Here is a 14,175-nt window from a genome sequence, read left to right on the forward strand (position 1 = left end):
CGCATAAACCCTACAAGAGAGTCGACGGTCATGGACAACACTACATCGATGCAAGCCCTGCATAAACTGGGCTTTCTGCATCAAATTCGGCTGGTTCCGCTGTTTTCCTCCATTCTCGGTGGCATCCTTCTGCTATTCGCCTTAAGTTCCGGGCTGGCAGGTTATTTTCTTATGCAGGCCGATCGCGATCAGCGCGATGTAACCGATGAGATTCAGGTCCGGATGGGGTTATCTAACAGCTCTAACCACTTACGCACCGCGCGCATCAACATGATCCATGCTGGTGCGGCGAGCCGTATTGCTGAAATGGATGACATGAAGGCCAATATTGCCGAGGCAGAAAAACGTATTAAGCAATCGCAGGACGGTTTCAATACTTATATGGCTCGTGCGGTGAAAACTACTGCCGGAGAGGCGTTAGACGCTGAACTGAGCGCCAATTTCAAAGCCTATATCGATGGCTTACAGCCTATGCTCAAGTACGCTAAAAACGGCATGTTCGAAGCAATCATCAACCATGAAAATGAACAGGCCAGACCGCTGGACTCTGCTTACAACAAGGTATTGTTAAAGGCGATCGATATTCGTACCGCCAGGGCGAATCAGTTAAGCGAACAGGCGCACCAACGTACACAGCTTGGCATGGCCTTTATGCTGGGGGCGTTCGTTCTTGCGCTGGCACTGACCGTGATGACGTTTATTGTTCTGCGCCGTACCGTTATTCATCCTCTGTTACGTGCGGCCCAGCGCATTGAGCAAATTTCAGAAGGGGACCTGACAATGCCAGAGGAACCAACCGGGCGCAGCGAAATTGGGCGCCTGAGCCGTCATCTGCAGACAATGCAACGGTCGCTGGCGAAAACAGTGGGCACGGTACGTCAGGGCGCGGAAGAAATCTACCGCGGTACCAGTGAGATTTCGGCGGGTAATACCGATCTGTCTTCACGTACCGAACAACAGGCCGCGGCGATTGAACAAACGGCGGCCAGCATGGAAGAGCTGACGGCTACGGTGAAGCAAAACGCCGACAACGCGCATCATGCGAGTACGCTGGCGGAAGATGCGTCCGGCAAGGCCAGCCGGGGCGGTCAGATGGTTTCTGGCGTGGTTAAAACCATGGGCAATATCTCAACCAGCTCGAAGAAAATCTCTGAAATTACCGCCGTTATTAACAGCATTGCCTTCCAGACCAATATCCTGGCGCTGAACGCGGCGGTTGAGGCGGCGCGGGCAGGAGAGCAGGGGCGTGGGTTTGCAGTGGTGGCTAGTGAGGTCCGTACGCTGGCAAGCCGCAGCGCTCAGGCGGCAAAAGAGATTGAAGGATTGATCAGCGAATCTGTCCGACTGATTGACCAGGGTTCCGGAGAAGTGGTCGCTGCGGGCAATACGATGACGGATATTGTCGATGCGGTAAAACGCGTGACCGACATTATGTTGGAAATTGCGGCGGCCTCTGATGAACAAAGCCGGGGCATCGTCCAGGTAAGCCAGGCGATTTCAGAGATGGATAAGGTCACACAGCAAAACGCCTCATTGGTTGAAGAAGCATCGGCTGCTGCGGCCTCTCTTGAAGAGCAGGCCGCACGCTTAACGGAAGCCGTCGGCACATTCCGTTTAACCGGGACAAGCGCAATTAAACGCGTTCCGGTAACTACTACGCCGGGTCATTCACATCCGCAGGCGGCAACGGCCAGCGGCGATAATTGGGAAACGTTTTAATCATCAATAAAGGGACCATCTGGTCCCTTTATTTTTGGCATCAAAATGGTACGGTTTTGCGTATTGCGGCGATAAGGATCTGCGCGGCCTGAGAGAGTTGCACATCGACACGAGTAAGAATCCCGATGGGTTCACCCGCCCCGTGGGTAGGTATCGGCAACGATACCAGCGTCGCCTGGCGTAAATCCTCTCTAACCGCACCTGAAGGGACAAACCATACATAGTCGTAATCAACCGTCAGTTGGCGGGAGAGCGATGCTGACAGTGTTTCAATGCAGCCAGGCGGCATTTTACAGCCCTGACTTTGCAACAATGCTTCTGCGTGCTGGCGAGGCGCGGTTCCTTTTGGCGAAACCACCACCGGCCACTCCATTACCCGACTTAACGTGATGGTTTCCTGCAACAACGGGTGGTTAGGGCGCACGACCAGTTTAAGTGATTCCAGAAACAACAATTCATAATTCAGACCGACCATCAATTCCGGATCGGCCATGCGACCAATGCCAAGGTCGATTTCCCCGGATTTTAAACCTGCCAGAATCATCGGATTGCTCATGGTGGCGACTTGTAGCGTGGTCTCCATTTGCTGCTTGTGGAAAGGACCAATTACCGCAGGAAGAATGCCCAGTGCCGCGGTGGGTAAGGCCCCAATCCGTACGACATCAGTCTGCGATTCTTCGCGCTGATTTAACGCTTGTCCGGCAGTGTTGAGCGCATCCAGCACTCTTACCGCGTGGGTAAGAAACTGCTCTCCTGGCAGCGTTAACTGCGCGCCAAGGCGGCCACGCTCAAAGAGCCGGGTCCCGGTCAGTTGCTCCAGTTCATTTAGCGTTTTGGAGAGAGCCGGTTGACTCAGGTTAAGGGTCTCAGCCGCGCGCCCCAACGTTCCCTGCTGTGCAACGGCGACAAAAGTATGAAGATGGCGCAAGCGAATGCGCTGATTGAACAGAACATTTTTTTCCATAAGCGATGTTAAAAACAGAGCCGTATCGGTGACAAGTAAAGTTGTTTGTTTTTGATAACCTGATAGCAAAATATTATTAACATTTATCATGTTTTACTTACAACTGATTTATTTTGCTTATGTTTTGTACAGCGTTGCTGGGTGGTGGGATCATGGAAGGGAGTATGTTCAGTCGTTATACTTTGGTTATTGTTTACTTTTGAACGATTTCTCTTCACAAGGCACTGATGAATGATACATGTAATAGGGCACCTTAATCCCGATAGCGATGCCATCTGCACCGCCGCAATGACGGCTCGTTGGCTTAGTTTACGTGGCCAGCAGGCGACGGCATGGCGTTTGGGCGAGCCTAACCGCGAAACGCAGTTTATCTTTGAGCATGCGGGGCTGACGATGCCTGAACGGTTGACGTTTGAACTGACCGATCGTGATGTCTGGTTGGTCGATTTCACCGAGCCTGCCCAGGGGCCGGAATCGTTGACAGAAAGTAACGTGGTGGGAATTATCGATCATCACCGACTTGGTGGGTTAGTCACCAGTCTGCCACCGGAAGTGTGGGTGAAGCCCGTCGGCAGTAGCGCAACCCTGCTGTGGCAACTGATGACGGAAGATGAACGCAACCAGTTATCTTCCGCTGAGGCTATTTTACTGCTCGGCGCCGCATTGAGTGACACTGTCACGCTTCGTTCACCAACGACCAGCACTGACGATCGCCTGGCGGTTGATGCGCTGGCCCAAAAAACCGGAGTGGATCTTGACGCTTTCAGTCGCGACCTGCTGTCAGCCAAAACAAGCGTGGAAGGGATGAGCGCCCGCGAACTTTTGCAGAAAGACATTAAAACCTTCACCATCCATGGACATTCAGTCTGTGTAGCGCAGCTTGAACTGTATGCGCTGCAACAGGTGGATGCGGTGCTGGACGATCTCCGTCAGGAAATGGCGCGCTATGCAGAGGAAAAGAATGCTGCGTTGGTCGTGCTGATGCTCACCGACATCAATCTGGGTGACACCAGCCTGTGGTTTGCTGGAGCAGAACTTTCAGACATCCCGCAACCCTGCAAGGTAGAAGGTATGCTTAGCCGTAAAAAACAGATGCTCCCCTGGCTGGAAAGTCATTTGAAACCCCGTCAGTAGGTACTGTTCATCGTTTATATGGGTGGGAAGTTTACGCGGGGTCACACTTTGTAAATTCTTCCCACCGGAGTCAGCGGTGTTTTCTACACTCCAGGTAATATTCACTGGAGGCATGACATTATGGCGAACACCATCACGGCAGATGAGATTCGGGAACAATTTTCGCAGGCAATGTCAGCAATGTACCAGCAGGAAGTCCCGCAATACGGCACGTTGCTGGAACTTGTCGCTGATGTGAATCTGGCGGTACTGGAAAATAATCCGACGCTGCATGAAAAACTGGCGAATGCGGATGAACTGGCCCGGCTAAACGTTGAGCGCCATGGCGCTATTCGAGTGGGTACCGCGCAGGAGCTTTCTACGCTGCGCCGAATGTTTGCCGTTATGGGCATGTATCCGGTGAGTTATTACGATCTCTCCCAGGCAGGCGTCCCCGTACATTCCACAGCCTTTCGTCCCATCGACGATGCCTCGCTATCGCGCAACCCGTTTCGGGTATTCACCTCGTTATTACGGCTCGAACTAATCGAAAACGCCGCGCTGCGGCAAAAAGCCGCTGAGATCCTCGCGAAACGCGATATTTTCACTCGCCGTTGTCACGAGCTGCTGGATGAATTTGATGCGCAGGGCAGTTTTACATCTGAACAGGCGCAAGAGTTTGTGCATGAAGCGCTGGAAACATTCCGCTGGCATCAGCACGCCACGGTCGATGAAGAGACCTATCACGCATTGCATAACGAACACCGGCTGATTGCTGATGTAGTGTGTTTCCCCGGTTGCCATATCAACCACCTGACGCCGCGTACGCTGGATATCGACCGGGTGCAGTCGATGATGCCGGAATGCGGCATTGAACCGAAAATACTGATTGAAGGGCCGCCACGCCGCGAGGTGCCCATTTTGTTACGTCAGACGAGTTTCAAAGCGCTGGAAGAACCGGTGTTGTTTGCCGGTGAAATGCGCGGCACTCACACGGCACGTTTCGGTGAAATCGAACAGCGCGGTGTGGCCCTGACGCCGAAAGGCAGAGCGTTATACGACGAATTGCTGAATAAAGCGGGAACGGGGAAAGACAATCTGACGCACCAGTTACATCTTCAGGAGGTGTTCAAGGCGTTCCCGGACAGTGAGTTTCTGCTGCGCCAGCAGGGACTCGCCTGGTTTCGTTATCGGCTGACGCCATCAGGCGAAGCGCATCGCCAGGCAATCCGTCCGGATGACGACCCGCAACCGCTCATTGAGCGAGGGTGGCTGGTTGCGCAACCCATCACCTACGAAGATTTTTTACCGGTGAGCGCCGCAGGGATTTTCCAGTCCAATCTGGGGAATGAAACGCAGGCTCGCAGCCACGGGAATTCCAGCCGCGACGCGTTTGAACAGGCGCTGGGTTGCGCGGTTTATGATGAGTTTGCGCTGTATCAGGAAGCGCAAGAGCGAAGTAAACGTCGGTGTGGTTTACTTTAATGGAATTTACATGGGATTCGGTCTGTTCCCATCGACATAAAATATTTTCGATTTTGTACAGATAATCGGCGACCAACAATTGGATTATTAATGAATTTTGTCTAGAGTGAGCGGTCAGAAATGTGCACTCTCTTGCCGCTGATTTTGACCGGCGCGGGACCATTTACACGACCAGAAGGACTCACTTTCAGGCATGAATCGCAGACGATTTATTAAAGGTTCAATGGCAATGGCCGCCGTGTGCGGAACCAGTGGTATTGCATCACTCTTTTCCCGCGCCGCCTTTGCGGCAGAGTCTGACATTGCAGACGGAAAAACCGTACGTTTTGATTTTTCCGTTCTGCAATCGATGGCCCATGACTTAGCACAGAAACCCTGGGGCGGCGCACCGCGCGCGTTACCGGACACGCTGGCGAAACTGACGCCGCAGGCCTATAACAGCATTCAATATGACGCAGAGCAGTCTCTGTGGAACAACGTTGAAAATCGTCAGCTTGATGCGCAGTTCTTCCACGTGGGAATGGGTTTTCGTCGCCGTGTACGCATGTTCTCGGTTGATGGCAGTACGCATATGGCGCGTGAAATTCACTTCCGTCCGGAACTGTTTAAATATAACGATGCGGGCGTGGATACCAAACAGCTGGAAGGGCAGACTGACCTCGGATTCGCCGGGTTCCGTGTTTTTAAAGCGCCAGAACTGGCCCGCCGCGATGTCGTTTCTTTCCTGGGTGCCAGCTATTTCCGCGCCGTGGATGACACCTATCAGTACGGTTTATCGGCCCGCGGTCTGGCGGTAGATACCTACACCGACAGCAAAGAAGAATTTCCTGATTTCACCTCTTTCTGGTTCGAGACGGTTAAACCGGGCGCAACCTCCTTTACCGTGTATGCACTTCTCGACAGCCCAAGCGTAACCGGTGCATTCAAGTTCGTGATCCACTGCGAGAAAACGCAGGTGATTATGGATGTACAAAACCACATCTATGCGCGCAAAGACATCAAGCAGCTCGGCATTGCGCCGATGACCAGCATGTTCAGCTGCGGCAACAATGAGCGTCGAATGTGCGACACTATTCACCCGCAAATTCATGACTCCGATCGTCTGGCGATGTGGCGGGGCAATGGCGAGTGGATCTGCCGCCCGCTGAATAACCCGCAAAAGCTGCAGTTCAACGCCTATACCGATAACAACCCGAAAGGGTTTGGCTTGCTGCAACTCGACCGTGACTTCTCCCATTACCAGGACATCATGGGCTGGTATAACAAGCGTCCAAGCCTGTGGGTCGAACCGCGCAACCAGTGGGGCAAGGGGACCATCGGCCTGATGGAGATCCCGACGACCGGCGAAACGCTGGATAACGTTGTCTGCTTCTGGCAGCCTGAGAAGAAGATCAAAGCCGGCGATGAGCTGGAATTCAAATATCGCCTGTACTGGAGCGCTCAGCCACCGGTGCGTTCACCGCTGGCTCGTGTGATGGCGACCCGGACAGGCATGGGCGGTTTTCCGGAAGGATGGGCACCGGGCGAGCACTACCCGGAAAAATGGGCGCGCCGTTTTGCCGTTGATTTTGTTGGTGGCGATCTAAAAGCTGCTGCGCCGAAAGGCATTGAACCGGTGATTACGCTCTCAAGCGGTGAAGCGAAACAGATTGAGATCCTCTACGTGGAGCCAATCGACGGTTATCGCATACAGTTTGACTGGTATCCGACCTCTGACTCAACCGATCCGGTAGATATGCGTATGTTCCTGCGTTGTCAGGGTGACGCCATCAGCGAAACCTGGCTGTATCAGTACTTCCCACCAGCGCCGGATAAACGTCAGTACGTTGACGACCGCGAGATGCGTTAATCACTCTCTTTACGGCTCTCCTGATGGGGAGCCGTATCTGCATTCATCCTCATAACAACTCTGTACACTATTTACTCGATCCTGTTCGCATTTTTCTGTATGGCAAATGGGTACTCTGTGAGTGTGTATTTCTTATACACGTTCTTGTCCACTAACAGGGAGAAAGTATGTTTCCAGAATACAGAGACCTTATTTCCCGACTGAAATCCGAGAACCCTCGCTTTCTGTCCTTATTCGAAAAACACAACAGCCTTGATCATGAGATCTCCAGACTGGAAGGTTCGGATGGTCGGGGGTATAGCTTGGACATTGTTCGTCTTAAGAAACAGAAACTCCACCTGAAGGAAGATTTGCTCAAAATTTTGCAAAGAGAGAGTGTCAGTGAGAGCTAAGTAGAATGGCGCTTGCTGTGTAAAAGGGCTTCCAGCGAGAAAAGGAAGCCCTTCCTGTTTTAGGTGTTAATCGACCATCACGCGTTTGTTCGTCGCCCCCCAGAGGATCGACATTTCAGTGAACAGCGCGCCGCTAATTTCTTCGACTTCTTCTGCGCTAACCTGCGCATTTCCCTGTTTACCGAACAGCACCACTTCATCGCCAGATGCAACCTGCGGTAAATCGGTTACATCGACGATCACGGTATTCATGGATGTTTTACCCAGTACTGGAACCCGCTGGCCGCGAATCAGCACGTGTCCCGCGTTACTGAATACACGGCGATAACCATCGGCATAACCTGTCGGGATATTGGCCAGAACGGAATCACGTTTAAGGGTATAGGTTCTGTCATATCCGACGGTGTTTCCTTTGGGGTAATGGTTTACCGACGCGATGGCGGATTTAAATGTCATGACGCGTTTGTATTCGGTGCTGGCGATGGTATCGCCATAAAAAATACCGCCAACACGAACCATGTCGAGCCAGGATTCTGGAACGGTCAGGGTGGCGAACGTATTCGCGACATGCAGGGTGACATCTTCGCGCTTAAGCCCGGTAATTTTCAGTACCTGGGCCGATTGCGTGTTGAAACGGGCCAGATCGCGTCTAACCACCGCAGCATCTTCTTCCGGGAAATGCGACATGATGCCAACAATTTTCAGGCCGGGTAATGCGGAAATGGCGCGGGCTTCTTCCAGACCTGCAGCGGTACTGACTTCCAGACCGTTACGCGACATACCGCCAGAGTTCAGTGCCAGATGAATACGAATGATTTTACCTTTCTCCTGAGCAATGGCACTCAGACGCTTAGCCATATCCAGATTACCGATCAGCTCTTCGGTATCGAAGTCCGCTGCCTGGCGCATCTCTTTTTCCGTCGCGTTGCGAACGCGCATGAGCTGTGATGTATAGCCTGACTGGCGAACGGTTCTAATCTCCTCATTGCTGGCGATGCCAATACATTGCACGCCGTTTTGCATCATCACCGGTGTTACCAGTGAGAGATCGTGGCCATACGCGTCTCCTTTAAGAATGGCGCACATCCGGGTTTTATCTGCCAGCAGTTGCTGAACTTTATGAATGTTATATTCCAGTGCGCTACGGGAAATTTCCAGCGTGGTATTATCCACGACCTGATGCTGATTGACTGCAAAGGGAACGGGGCCTGCTTGAGTGGAGGAAACGGGTTGGTGACAGGCGGTAATCAGTAAAAGCGGAATAAGTGCTAAACGACCCAAAGGTGCTGCCATGCTTGCTCCTTAGCAATAAAGTGAAAGTGTTATTGTCATCATTACGGTCTATCCATGAGGGGATACCCGGATCACCAGAGTAACGGGTTCCACGCCAGAGATTCTTTCTAAGTGATTGCTGTTACAGCATAAAAATAAGACCTCCCCGACTCTAAACAGAGTAATATCGGCTACTGCCAGTCAGAAATGCCCCGTTTATGATTGCAAAGGAGATAAACATGTCAGAAATAATTATCGTTAGTGACGCGCTGGAACTGCGTGCCGTCGAAGAACAACACGTCACCCCTCTGCATCAGTTGGTGCTTAAAAATAAAGTCTGGCTCCAGCAGTCGCTGAACTGGCCGCAGTTTGTGACTTCTGTGGAGGACACCCGCAAGAATGTGCAGGGCAATATGATGTTGCATCAGCGCGGCTACGCCAAAATGTTCCTTATTTTCGAACAAGGGGAGGTGGCTGGCGTTATCTCGTTTAACCAGATAGAACCGCTGAACAGAGCCGCTTATATAGGTTATTGGCTGGACGAAGATCACCAGGGCAAAGGTATTCTGTCTCAGGCGTTACAGGCATTGATTCAGCATTATGCGCAGCGCCAGGAGATTCGCCGCTTCGTGATTAAATGTCGTGTAGATAACGTCAAGAGCAACCAGGTGGCGTTGCGCAATGGCTTCCAACTGGAAGGATGCTTACGACAAGCGGAGTTCCTCAATGGCGATTACTATGATGTGAATCTCTATGCCCGCATCATTGATGACTCCTCAGAATAAACCGGCGATAGGGGTGCGCGTAATACGTTGTTCGCCGTTGATCACTTTTGGCCCGCGCAGATGGATCGCATCGCCATCAAAGGCTTCAACTTGGGCCTGACCGGTTATCTCAATATGATGCTCGATCAGCACTTCACCGAGAATACAGGCGTGGCCTTCAATCAGGATGTGCCCATCCAGCAGAATTGGGCCACCGCGTAATTTTGCATGCCCCCCGACCAGCACATGGTGCTTCAGCACACAGTTACCTTCAACCTCCGCGTATTCCGCCACCTGCGAGCTATAGCGCAGGGTAGGAATGGCGTCTTCATCAGTTCCGGCGATGACACGCGCATGTCCATAGACTTTAGCGCAATCGCAGATCCAGACATTATTCTCTTCGTTACCTTCTACCCGTGCAAAATCAAAAACTTCAGCCCGATGTTCTATAAAGGCATAGTTGATAATTGCATCACCATAGATCTGCACCTGATGCACCACGCGTGAATTGCTGACTATCGCTCGATCGTAAATTTGTAGGAGCTGGTCGTTTTCACGAGTAAGTCCTTTGGCGGCGATAATTTCAGAGTCACACACAACGCGCGCATCACCGCAGAGAAGGCACTCACCGCGAACAACAGAATCCCGAATGGTGACGTTGTCACGTATTTGCGCGTTATGGCTGATTTCTGCTCGGTCAATCCAGGCGGCATCACCAATCTGCGCGCCATCTCTGACCACGCTTGCCTGTGTAATACGGGCATTTCCGGATATCGTCGCGCCGGAAAACGCGAGCGCATTCTCATCGTAAATCCAGCAATCGCCACTTTGCGATAGCACGCTTTCATCATCAATCCAGCCACCGAGCGTACCGGCTTTGACATCATTAAAATCAATGAGCGCAATTATCTGGCGTAGTAATACGCTCTTTTTATTGCCATTATCCTGGTAACTAAAGGCGCGAGGTTCATCGCCCAGACGATATTTGGTCATAGCTCATTTCCATGTTGCGCACCTTAGTTAAACGTAGCAAAGTTTTCCGTACTGGCTAAATTCGTGGAAATTCCATAAAATGCATTTCAAATATACTTTAAAAAATAAACAAAATGAGTAAGAGCAAGCAAAGTGAGCGAGTCCTCAATCTTCCGGCCGGTTATTTTGGCATGGTACTGGGCATCATCGGGATGGGGTTCGCGTGGCGATATGCCAGCCAGGTATGGCCTGTAAGCCACTGGATTGGCGACGGTTTAGTGATCCTTGCGATGGTCATCTGGGGATTGTTGACGCTGGCCTTTATTAGTCGTTTACTGCGTTTTCCTCATAGCGTACTGGCGGAAATTCGTCATCCGGTGATGAGCAGTTTTGTCAGTCTGTTTCCGGCTACAACGATGCTGGTCGCGATTGGTTTTGTCCCGTGGTATCGACCGCTGGCGATTGTGTTGTTCAGCATCGGCGTGGTGATACAGCTGGCGTACGCAGCCTGGCAAACGGCTGGATTATGGCGTGGCGAGCACCCGGAAGAGGCCACCACACCGGGCCTGTATCTGCCAACCGTAGCCAATAACTTTATCAGCGCCATGGCCTGTGGTGCGCTTGGCTTCAACGATGCCGGGTTGGTGTTTTTGGGCGCAGGGGTATTTTCCTGGCTCAGCCTCGAGCCGGTTATTCTGCAGCGTTTACGAAGCTGCGGCGAGCTGCCGACGGTTTTACGGACTTCACTTGGTATACAGTTGGCACCCGCGCTGGTCGCCTGTAGCGCGTGGCTTAGTGTGAACGGTGGCGAGGGAGATACGTTAGCTAAAATGCTGTTCGGCTATGGTCTGCTGCAACTTCTGTTTATGCTACGCCTGATGCCGTGGTATTTGTCACAGCCGTTTAATGCGTCTTTCTGGAGCTTCTCGTTCGGCGTGTCGGCACTGGCGACTACGGGGCTGCATTTAGGGCACGGCAGCGAGTCAGGTTTTTTTCATACGCTGGCGATCCCGCTGTTTATTTTTACCAATTTTATCATTGCGCTATTACTGATACGTACGTTTGCATTGCTGATGCAGGGAAAACTGCTTATTCGCACCGAACGTGCTGCATTACTGAAATCTGAGGATAAATAATGATCCGTTGTGACGAAAACTACTTTACTGAGAAATATGATTTGACCCGCACGCATTCCGATGTTGTCGACGCGGCAAAAATTGTTGCCCCAGGCAAAACGTTAGATCTGGGCTGCGGGAATGGCCGTAACAGTCTGTACCTGGCGGCCAACGGTTATGACGTTACCGCATGGGACAAGAATCCGATGAGCATCGCCAATCTGGAACGCATTAAAAACGCGGAAGGGCTGACTAATCTGCACGCTGAGGTGGCGGATCTCAATGCGCTAAACTTTGACGGTGAATACGATTTTATTCTTTCTACCGTGGTGATGATGTTCCTGGACGCGAAAACCATCCCGGGCCTGATTGAAAATATGCAGCGCTGCACCAACCCAGGTGGGTATAACCTGATCGTCGCGGCAATGGATACCGATGATTTTCCGTGTACCGTTGGGTTCCCGTTTGCGTTTAAAACAGGGGAGTTACGCCGTTACTACACAGGTTGGGATCTGCTGAAATATAACGAAGACGTAGGTGAGCTTCATCGTACGGATGAGCACGGCAACCGAATTAAACTACGCTTTGCAACAATGCTGGCGCGTAAAACGGTCTGACCTGCCCATTTGTGATAACTCTTTCTACGTTCAGCATTTTTTTCGTGCTGAATATTAAGAAAACGTTAAGATAAAATTGTGCGGGCCTTACCATTTTTAGTTCATCCAAAATGATTTCCTTTTGCTATTATTTCAGATGCATATCTGCAAATACTAAGGGATCGTTCCATGCGTGCTCAAACTTTATTTAAAGTTGCAGTGCTTACGGGTTTACTGGCGTTATCAGGCTGTGCTTCAAAAATAACGCAGCCTGATAAATATTCAGGTTTTTTAAAAGATTACTCCGGCCTGAAGGAAACAAAATCTGCAACCGGACAGCCGGTGCTGCGTTGGGTTGATCCCAACTTTAATGAGTCTAAATACGATAACATCGTTTATAACCCGATCACGTATTATCCGGTTCCTAAACCAACCACCCAGGTCGGTCAGCAGGTTCTTGATAAGCTGTTGAGCTATACCAATACCCAAATGAAAACTGCCCTGGCAAAACGTAAACCGCTGGTTACGACGCCAGGCTCGCGCAGTCTGATTTTCCGCGGGGCAATCACCGGTGTTGCTACCAGCAAAGAAGGGCTGCAGTTCTATGAAGTGGTCCCGGTTGCACTGCTCGTTGCGGGTACGCAAATGGCGACGGGGCACCGTACCATGGACACGCACCTCTTTTTCGAAGGTGAGTTGATTGATGCGGCAACCAATAAACCTGTCATTAAAGTTGTACGTCAGGGTGAAGGCAAAGACCTGAACAACGAAAGTACGCCGATGGCGTTCGAAACGTTGAAGAAAGTTGTTGATGACATGGCGACTGATGCTTCCATGTTTGACGTAAATAAAAAACAATAATAACGAAGAACGCACCATCCCTGGATGGTGCGTTTTTTTATGCCGCCCGGCGACGATATACGAGTTTACCCATCAGCGTTTCTGGTCGGGCAAACATCACCAGATTCCCCAGCAAAATCAATACTAATCCCACAATCGCATTAACCTGCCAGACATACCCTTCATACAACGTAGACAGCGTTAGCGCCACCAGTGGAAAAAGCAGTGTACTGTATGCCGCTTTACTGGGACCAATGCGTCCGACCAGCGTGAAATAGGCGCCGAAGGCGATTACCGAACCAAAAATAGCCAGATACAACAGCGCACTGAGATAACTGAAGGTCCAATGTGGCGTGAAGCTGTCGCCGCGCACCAGCGCAATGGTAGCAATCAACACGGTGCCGTACAGCATCGCCCAACTGTTGGTGGTCATCACCTCGAGACCTTTTTTCTGATGACGCAGACTTATCATATTGCCCAGTGAGAAACCAAAAGTGCCGAGGGCGCTTAAACCAATCCCCAGCAGCAGCGAGTGATTCAACCCGCTGTTGACCAAATCCTGCCGTCACAAGGTGACGATACCTGTCAGCCCCAGCCCGGCGGCAACATAAAAGCGTCCTGGTGGTTTTTGACCAAAAAACAGGTAGCTATTAACCGCATTGAACAGGACCGCCATCGAGAAAATGACGGATTCAAGACCGGTATTGATCCACGCAGCGGCAGTGTAAAAACACCAGAAGTTAAAGCAAAAAACGCATCCACCTTGTAACAGACAAAACAGATGGTCGCGTCCGGAAAGCTTACGCAATTTCCCGCTGATCAGCAGGATGGCTATCATCACGGTGCTGGCGATGGCAAAGCGCCAGAAGATGGAAACTGGCGCCGCAACCGGGCCTTGTTGCAGGTAAATCGCAATCCATGTCGTTCCCCAAATCACCACCACCAGGCAGTACAACAGTCCGTTCATACAACTCTCTCTTTTTGGTCTTCAGGCGCACACTGTGCCACGTCGGGTAGCAGGGGGCTTTCATCGGCTTGCGGTGGACTTGCAAAATCTTGCGCTTTTTTTAGTGTAAAGGTGAAAAGGAAGCTGT

At 51.4% G+C, this 14,175-nt stretch carries 12 protein-coding genes and 1 pseudogene; 9 read left to right on the forward strand and 4 right to left on the reverse strand.

Annotated elements, in window-relative coordinates; genetic code table 11:
• Positions 1–30 precede the first annotated feature (30 nt).
• A complete protein-coding gene (locus GUC46_RS11465) occupies positions 31–1,719 on the forward strand; it encodes a methyl-accepting chemotaxis protein (RefSeq protein ID WP_044710829.1) in 1,689 nt (562 codons plus the stop codon).
• 40 nt (positions 1,720–1,759) lie between these two features.
• Here GUC46_RS11465 and pcaQ read toward each other — a convergent pair whose 3' ends face one another.
• On the reverse strand, positions 1,760–2,683 hold the full coding sequence (gene pcaQ / locus GUC46_RS11470) for a pca operon transcription factor PcaQ (protein ID WP_003020288.1): 924 nt from the start codon (positions 2,681–2,683) through the stop codon (positions 1,760–1,762).
• Positions 2,684–2,914: 231 nt separating this feature from the next.
• Between pcaQ and GUC46_RS11475 the strand changes: the two genes are divergently transcribed.
• From GUC46_RS11475 to GUC46_RS11490, 4 genes are all read left to right on the forward strand, one after another.
• Entirely contained in the window at positions 2,915–3,817 is a 903-nt protein-coding gene (locus tag GUC46_RS11475; protein WP_130714627.1) for a manganese-dependent inorganic pyrophosphatase, read from the forward strand.
• Positions 3,818–3,937: 120 nt separating this feature from the next.
• Complete coding sequence (locus GUC46_RS11480) at positions 3,938–5,281, forward strand: VOC family protein (protein ID WP_003020282.1); 1,344 nt, start codon at positions 3,938–3,940, stop codon at positions 5,279–5,281.
• Positions 5,282–5,474: 193 nt separating this feature from the next.
• Entirely contained in the window at positions 5,475–7,130 is a 1,656-nt protein-coding gene (locus tag GUC46_RS11485) for a glucan biosynthesis protein D (protein ID WP_003836107.1), read from the forward strand.
• 167 nt (positions 7,131–7,297) lie between these two features.
• On the forward strand, positions 7,298–7,522 hold the full coding sequence (locus GUC46_RS11490; protein WP_003020276.1) for a YdcH family protein: 225 nt from the start codon (positions 7,298–7,300) through the stop codon (positions 7,520–7,522).
• Between the two features lie 66 nt (positions 7,523–7,588).
• Here the strand turns inward: GUC46_RS11490 and alr are convergent, their stop codons facing one another.
• A complete protein-coding gene (gene alr / locus GUC46_RS11495) occupies positions 7,589–8,815 on the reverse strand; it encodes an alanine racemase (protein ID WP_057101467.1) in 1,227 nt (408 codons plus the stop codon).
• Between the two features lie 218 nt (positions 8,816–9,033).
• Here alr and rimL point away from each other — a divergent pair, with 218 nt between their 5' ends.
• Complete coding sequence (gene rimL / locus GUC46_RS11500) at positions 9,034–9,579, forward strand: 50S ribosomal protein L7/L12-serine acetyltransferase (RefSeq protein WP_003836113.1); 546 nt, start codon at positions 9,034–9,036, stop codon at positions 9,577–9,579.
• Here rimL and ydcK read toward each other — a convergent pair.
• The gene (gene ydcK, locus GUC46_RS11505) at positions 9,571–10,551 is read right to left on the reverse strand and encodes a YdcK family protein (RefSeq protein WP_160180199.1); all 981 of its coding nucleotides are present in this window, start codon (positions 10,549–10,551) and stop codon (positions 9,571–9,573) included. The genes rimL and ydcK overlap by 9 nt on opposite strands.
• 113 nt (positions 10,552–10,664) lie before the next feature.
• Between ydcK and tehA the strand changes: the two genes are divergently transcribed.
• The 3 genes from tehA (at position 10,665) to GUC46_RS11520 (ending at position 13,102) form a co-directional block, all read left to right on the forward strand.
• Positions 10,665–11,666 carry a dicarboxylate transporter/tellurite-resistance protein TehA gene (gene tehA / locus GUC46_RS11510; protein WP_003020259.1) on the forward strand — a complete coding sequence of 334 codons (1,002 nt, stop codon included), beginning with the start codon at positions 10,665–10,667 and terminating at the stop codon, positions 11,664–11,666.
• Complete coding sequence (gene tehB / locus GUC46_RS11515; RefSeq protein ID WP_003836119.1) at positions 11,666–12,262, forward strand: tellurite resistance methyltransferase TehB; 597 nt, start codon at positions 11,666–11,668, stop codon at positions 12,260–12,262. The genes tehA and tehB overlap by 1 nt, the downstream gene beginning before the upstream one ends.
• A 168-nt stretch (positions 12,263–12,430) precedes the next feature.
• A complete protein-coding gene (locus GUC46_RS11520; protein WP_003020253.1) occupies positions 12,431–13,102 on the forward strand; it encodes a DUF3313 domain-containing protein in 672 nt (223 codons plus the stop codon).
• A gap of 37 nt (positions 13,103–13,139) precedes the next feature.
• Here the strand turns inward: GUC46_RS11520 and GUC46_RS11525 are convergent.
• Positions 13,140–14,048: pseudogene (locus GUC46_RS11525) on the reverse strand (DMT family transporter).
• Between the last annotated feature and the right edge of the window lie 127 nt (positions 14,049–14,175).

Origin of the sequence: Citrobacter sp. LUTT5 (genome assembly GCF_009905315.1) — a bacterium.
Taxonomy (GTDB): Bacteria; Pseudomonadota; Gammaproteobacteria; order Enterobacterales; family Enterobacteriaceae; genus Citrobacter; species Citrobacter freundii.

Bases quoted from the DNA above. Each gene is read 5' to 3' on its own strand.
- GUC46_RS11490 (WP_003020276.1), top strand. From the start codon at position 7,298: ATGTTTCCAGAATACAGAGACCTTATTTCCCGACTGAAATCCGAGAAC.
- GUC46_RS11465 (WP_044710829.1), top strand. From the start codon at position 31: ATGGACAACACTACATCGATGCAAGCCCTGCATAAACTGGGCTTTCTG.
- tehA (WP_003020259.1), top strand. From the start codon at position 10,665: ATGAGTAAGAGCAAGCAAAGTGAGCGAGTCCTCAATCTTCCGGCCGGT.
- GUC46_RS11480 (WP_003020282.1), top strand. From the start codon at position 3,938: ATGGCGAACACCATCACGGCAGATGAGATTCGGGAACAATTTTCGCAG.
- ydcK (WP_160180199.1), bottom strand. From the start codon at position 10,551: ATGACCAAATATCGTCTGGGCGATGAACCTCGCGCCTTTAGTTACCAG.
- tehB (WP_003836119.1), top strand. From the start codon at position 11,666: ATGATCCGTTGTGACGAAAACTACTTTACTGAGAAATATGATTTGACC.
- GUC46_RS11485 (WP_003836107.1), top strand. From the start codon at position 5,475: ATGAATCGCAGACGATTTATTAAAGGTTCAATGGCAATGGCCGCCGTG.
- GUC46_RS11520 (WP_003020253.1), top strand. From the start codon at position 12,431: ATGCGTGCTCAAACTTTATTTAAAGTTGCAGTGCTTACGGGTTTACTG.
- alr (WP_057101467.1), bottom strand. From the start codon at position 8,815: ATGGCAGCACCTTTGGGTCGTTTAGCACTTATTCCGCTTTTACTGATT.
- GUC46_RS11475 (WP_130714627.1), top strand. From the start codon at position 2,915: ATGATACATGTAATAGGGCACCTTAATCCCGATAGCGATGCCATCTGC.
- pcaQ (WP_003020288.1), bottom strand. From the start codon at position 2,683: ATGGAAAAAAATGTTCTGTTCAATCAGCGCATTCGCTTGCGCCATCTT.
- rimL (WP_003836113.1), top strand. From the start codon at position 9,034: ATGTCAGAAATAATTATCGTTAGTGACGCGCTGGAACTGCGTGCCGTC.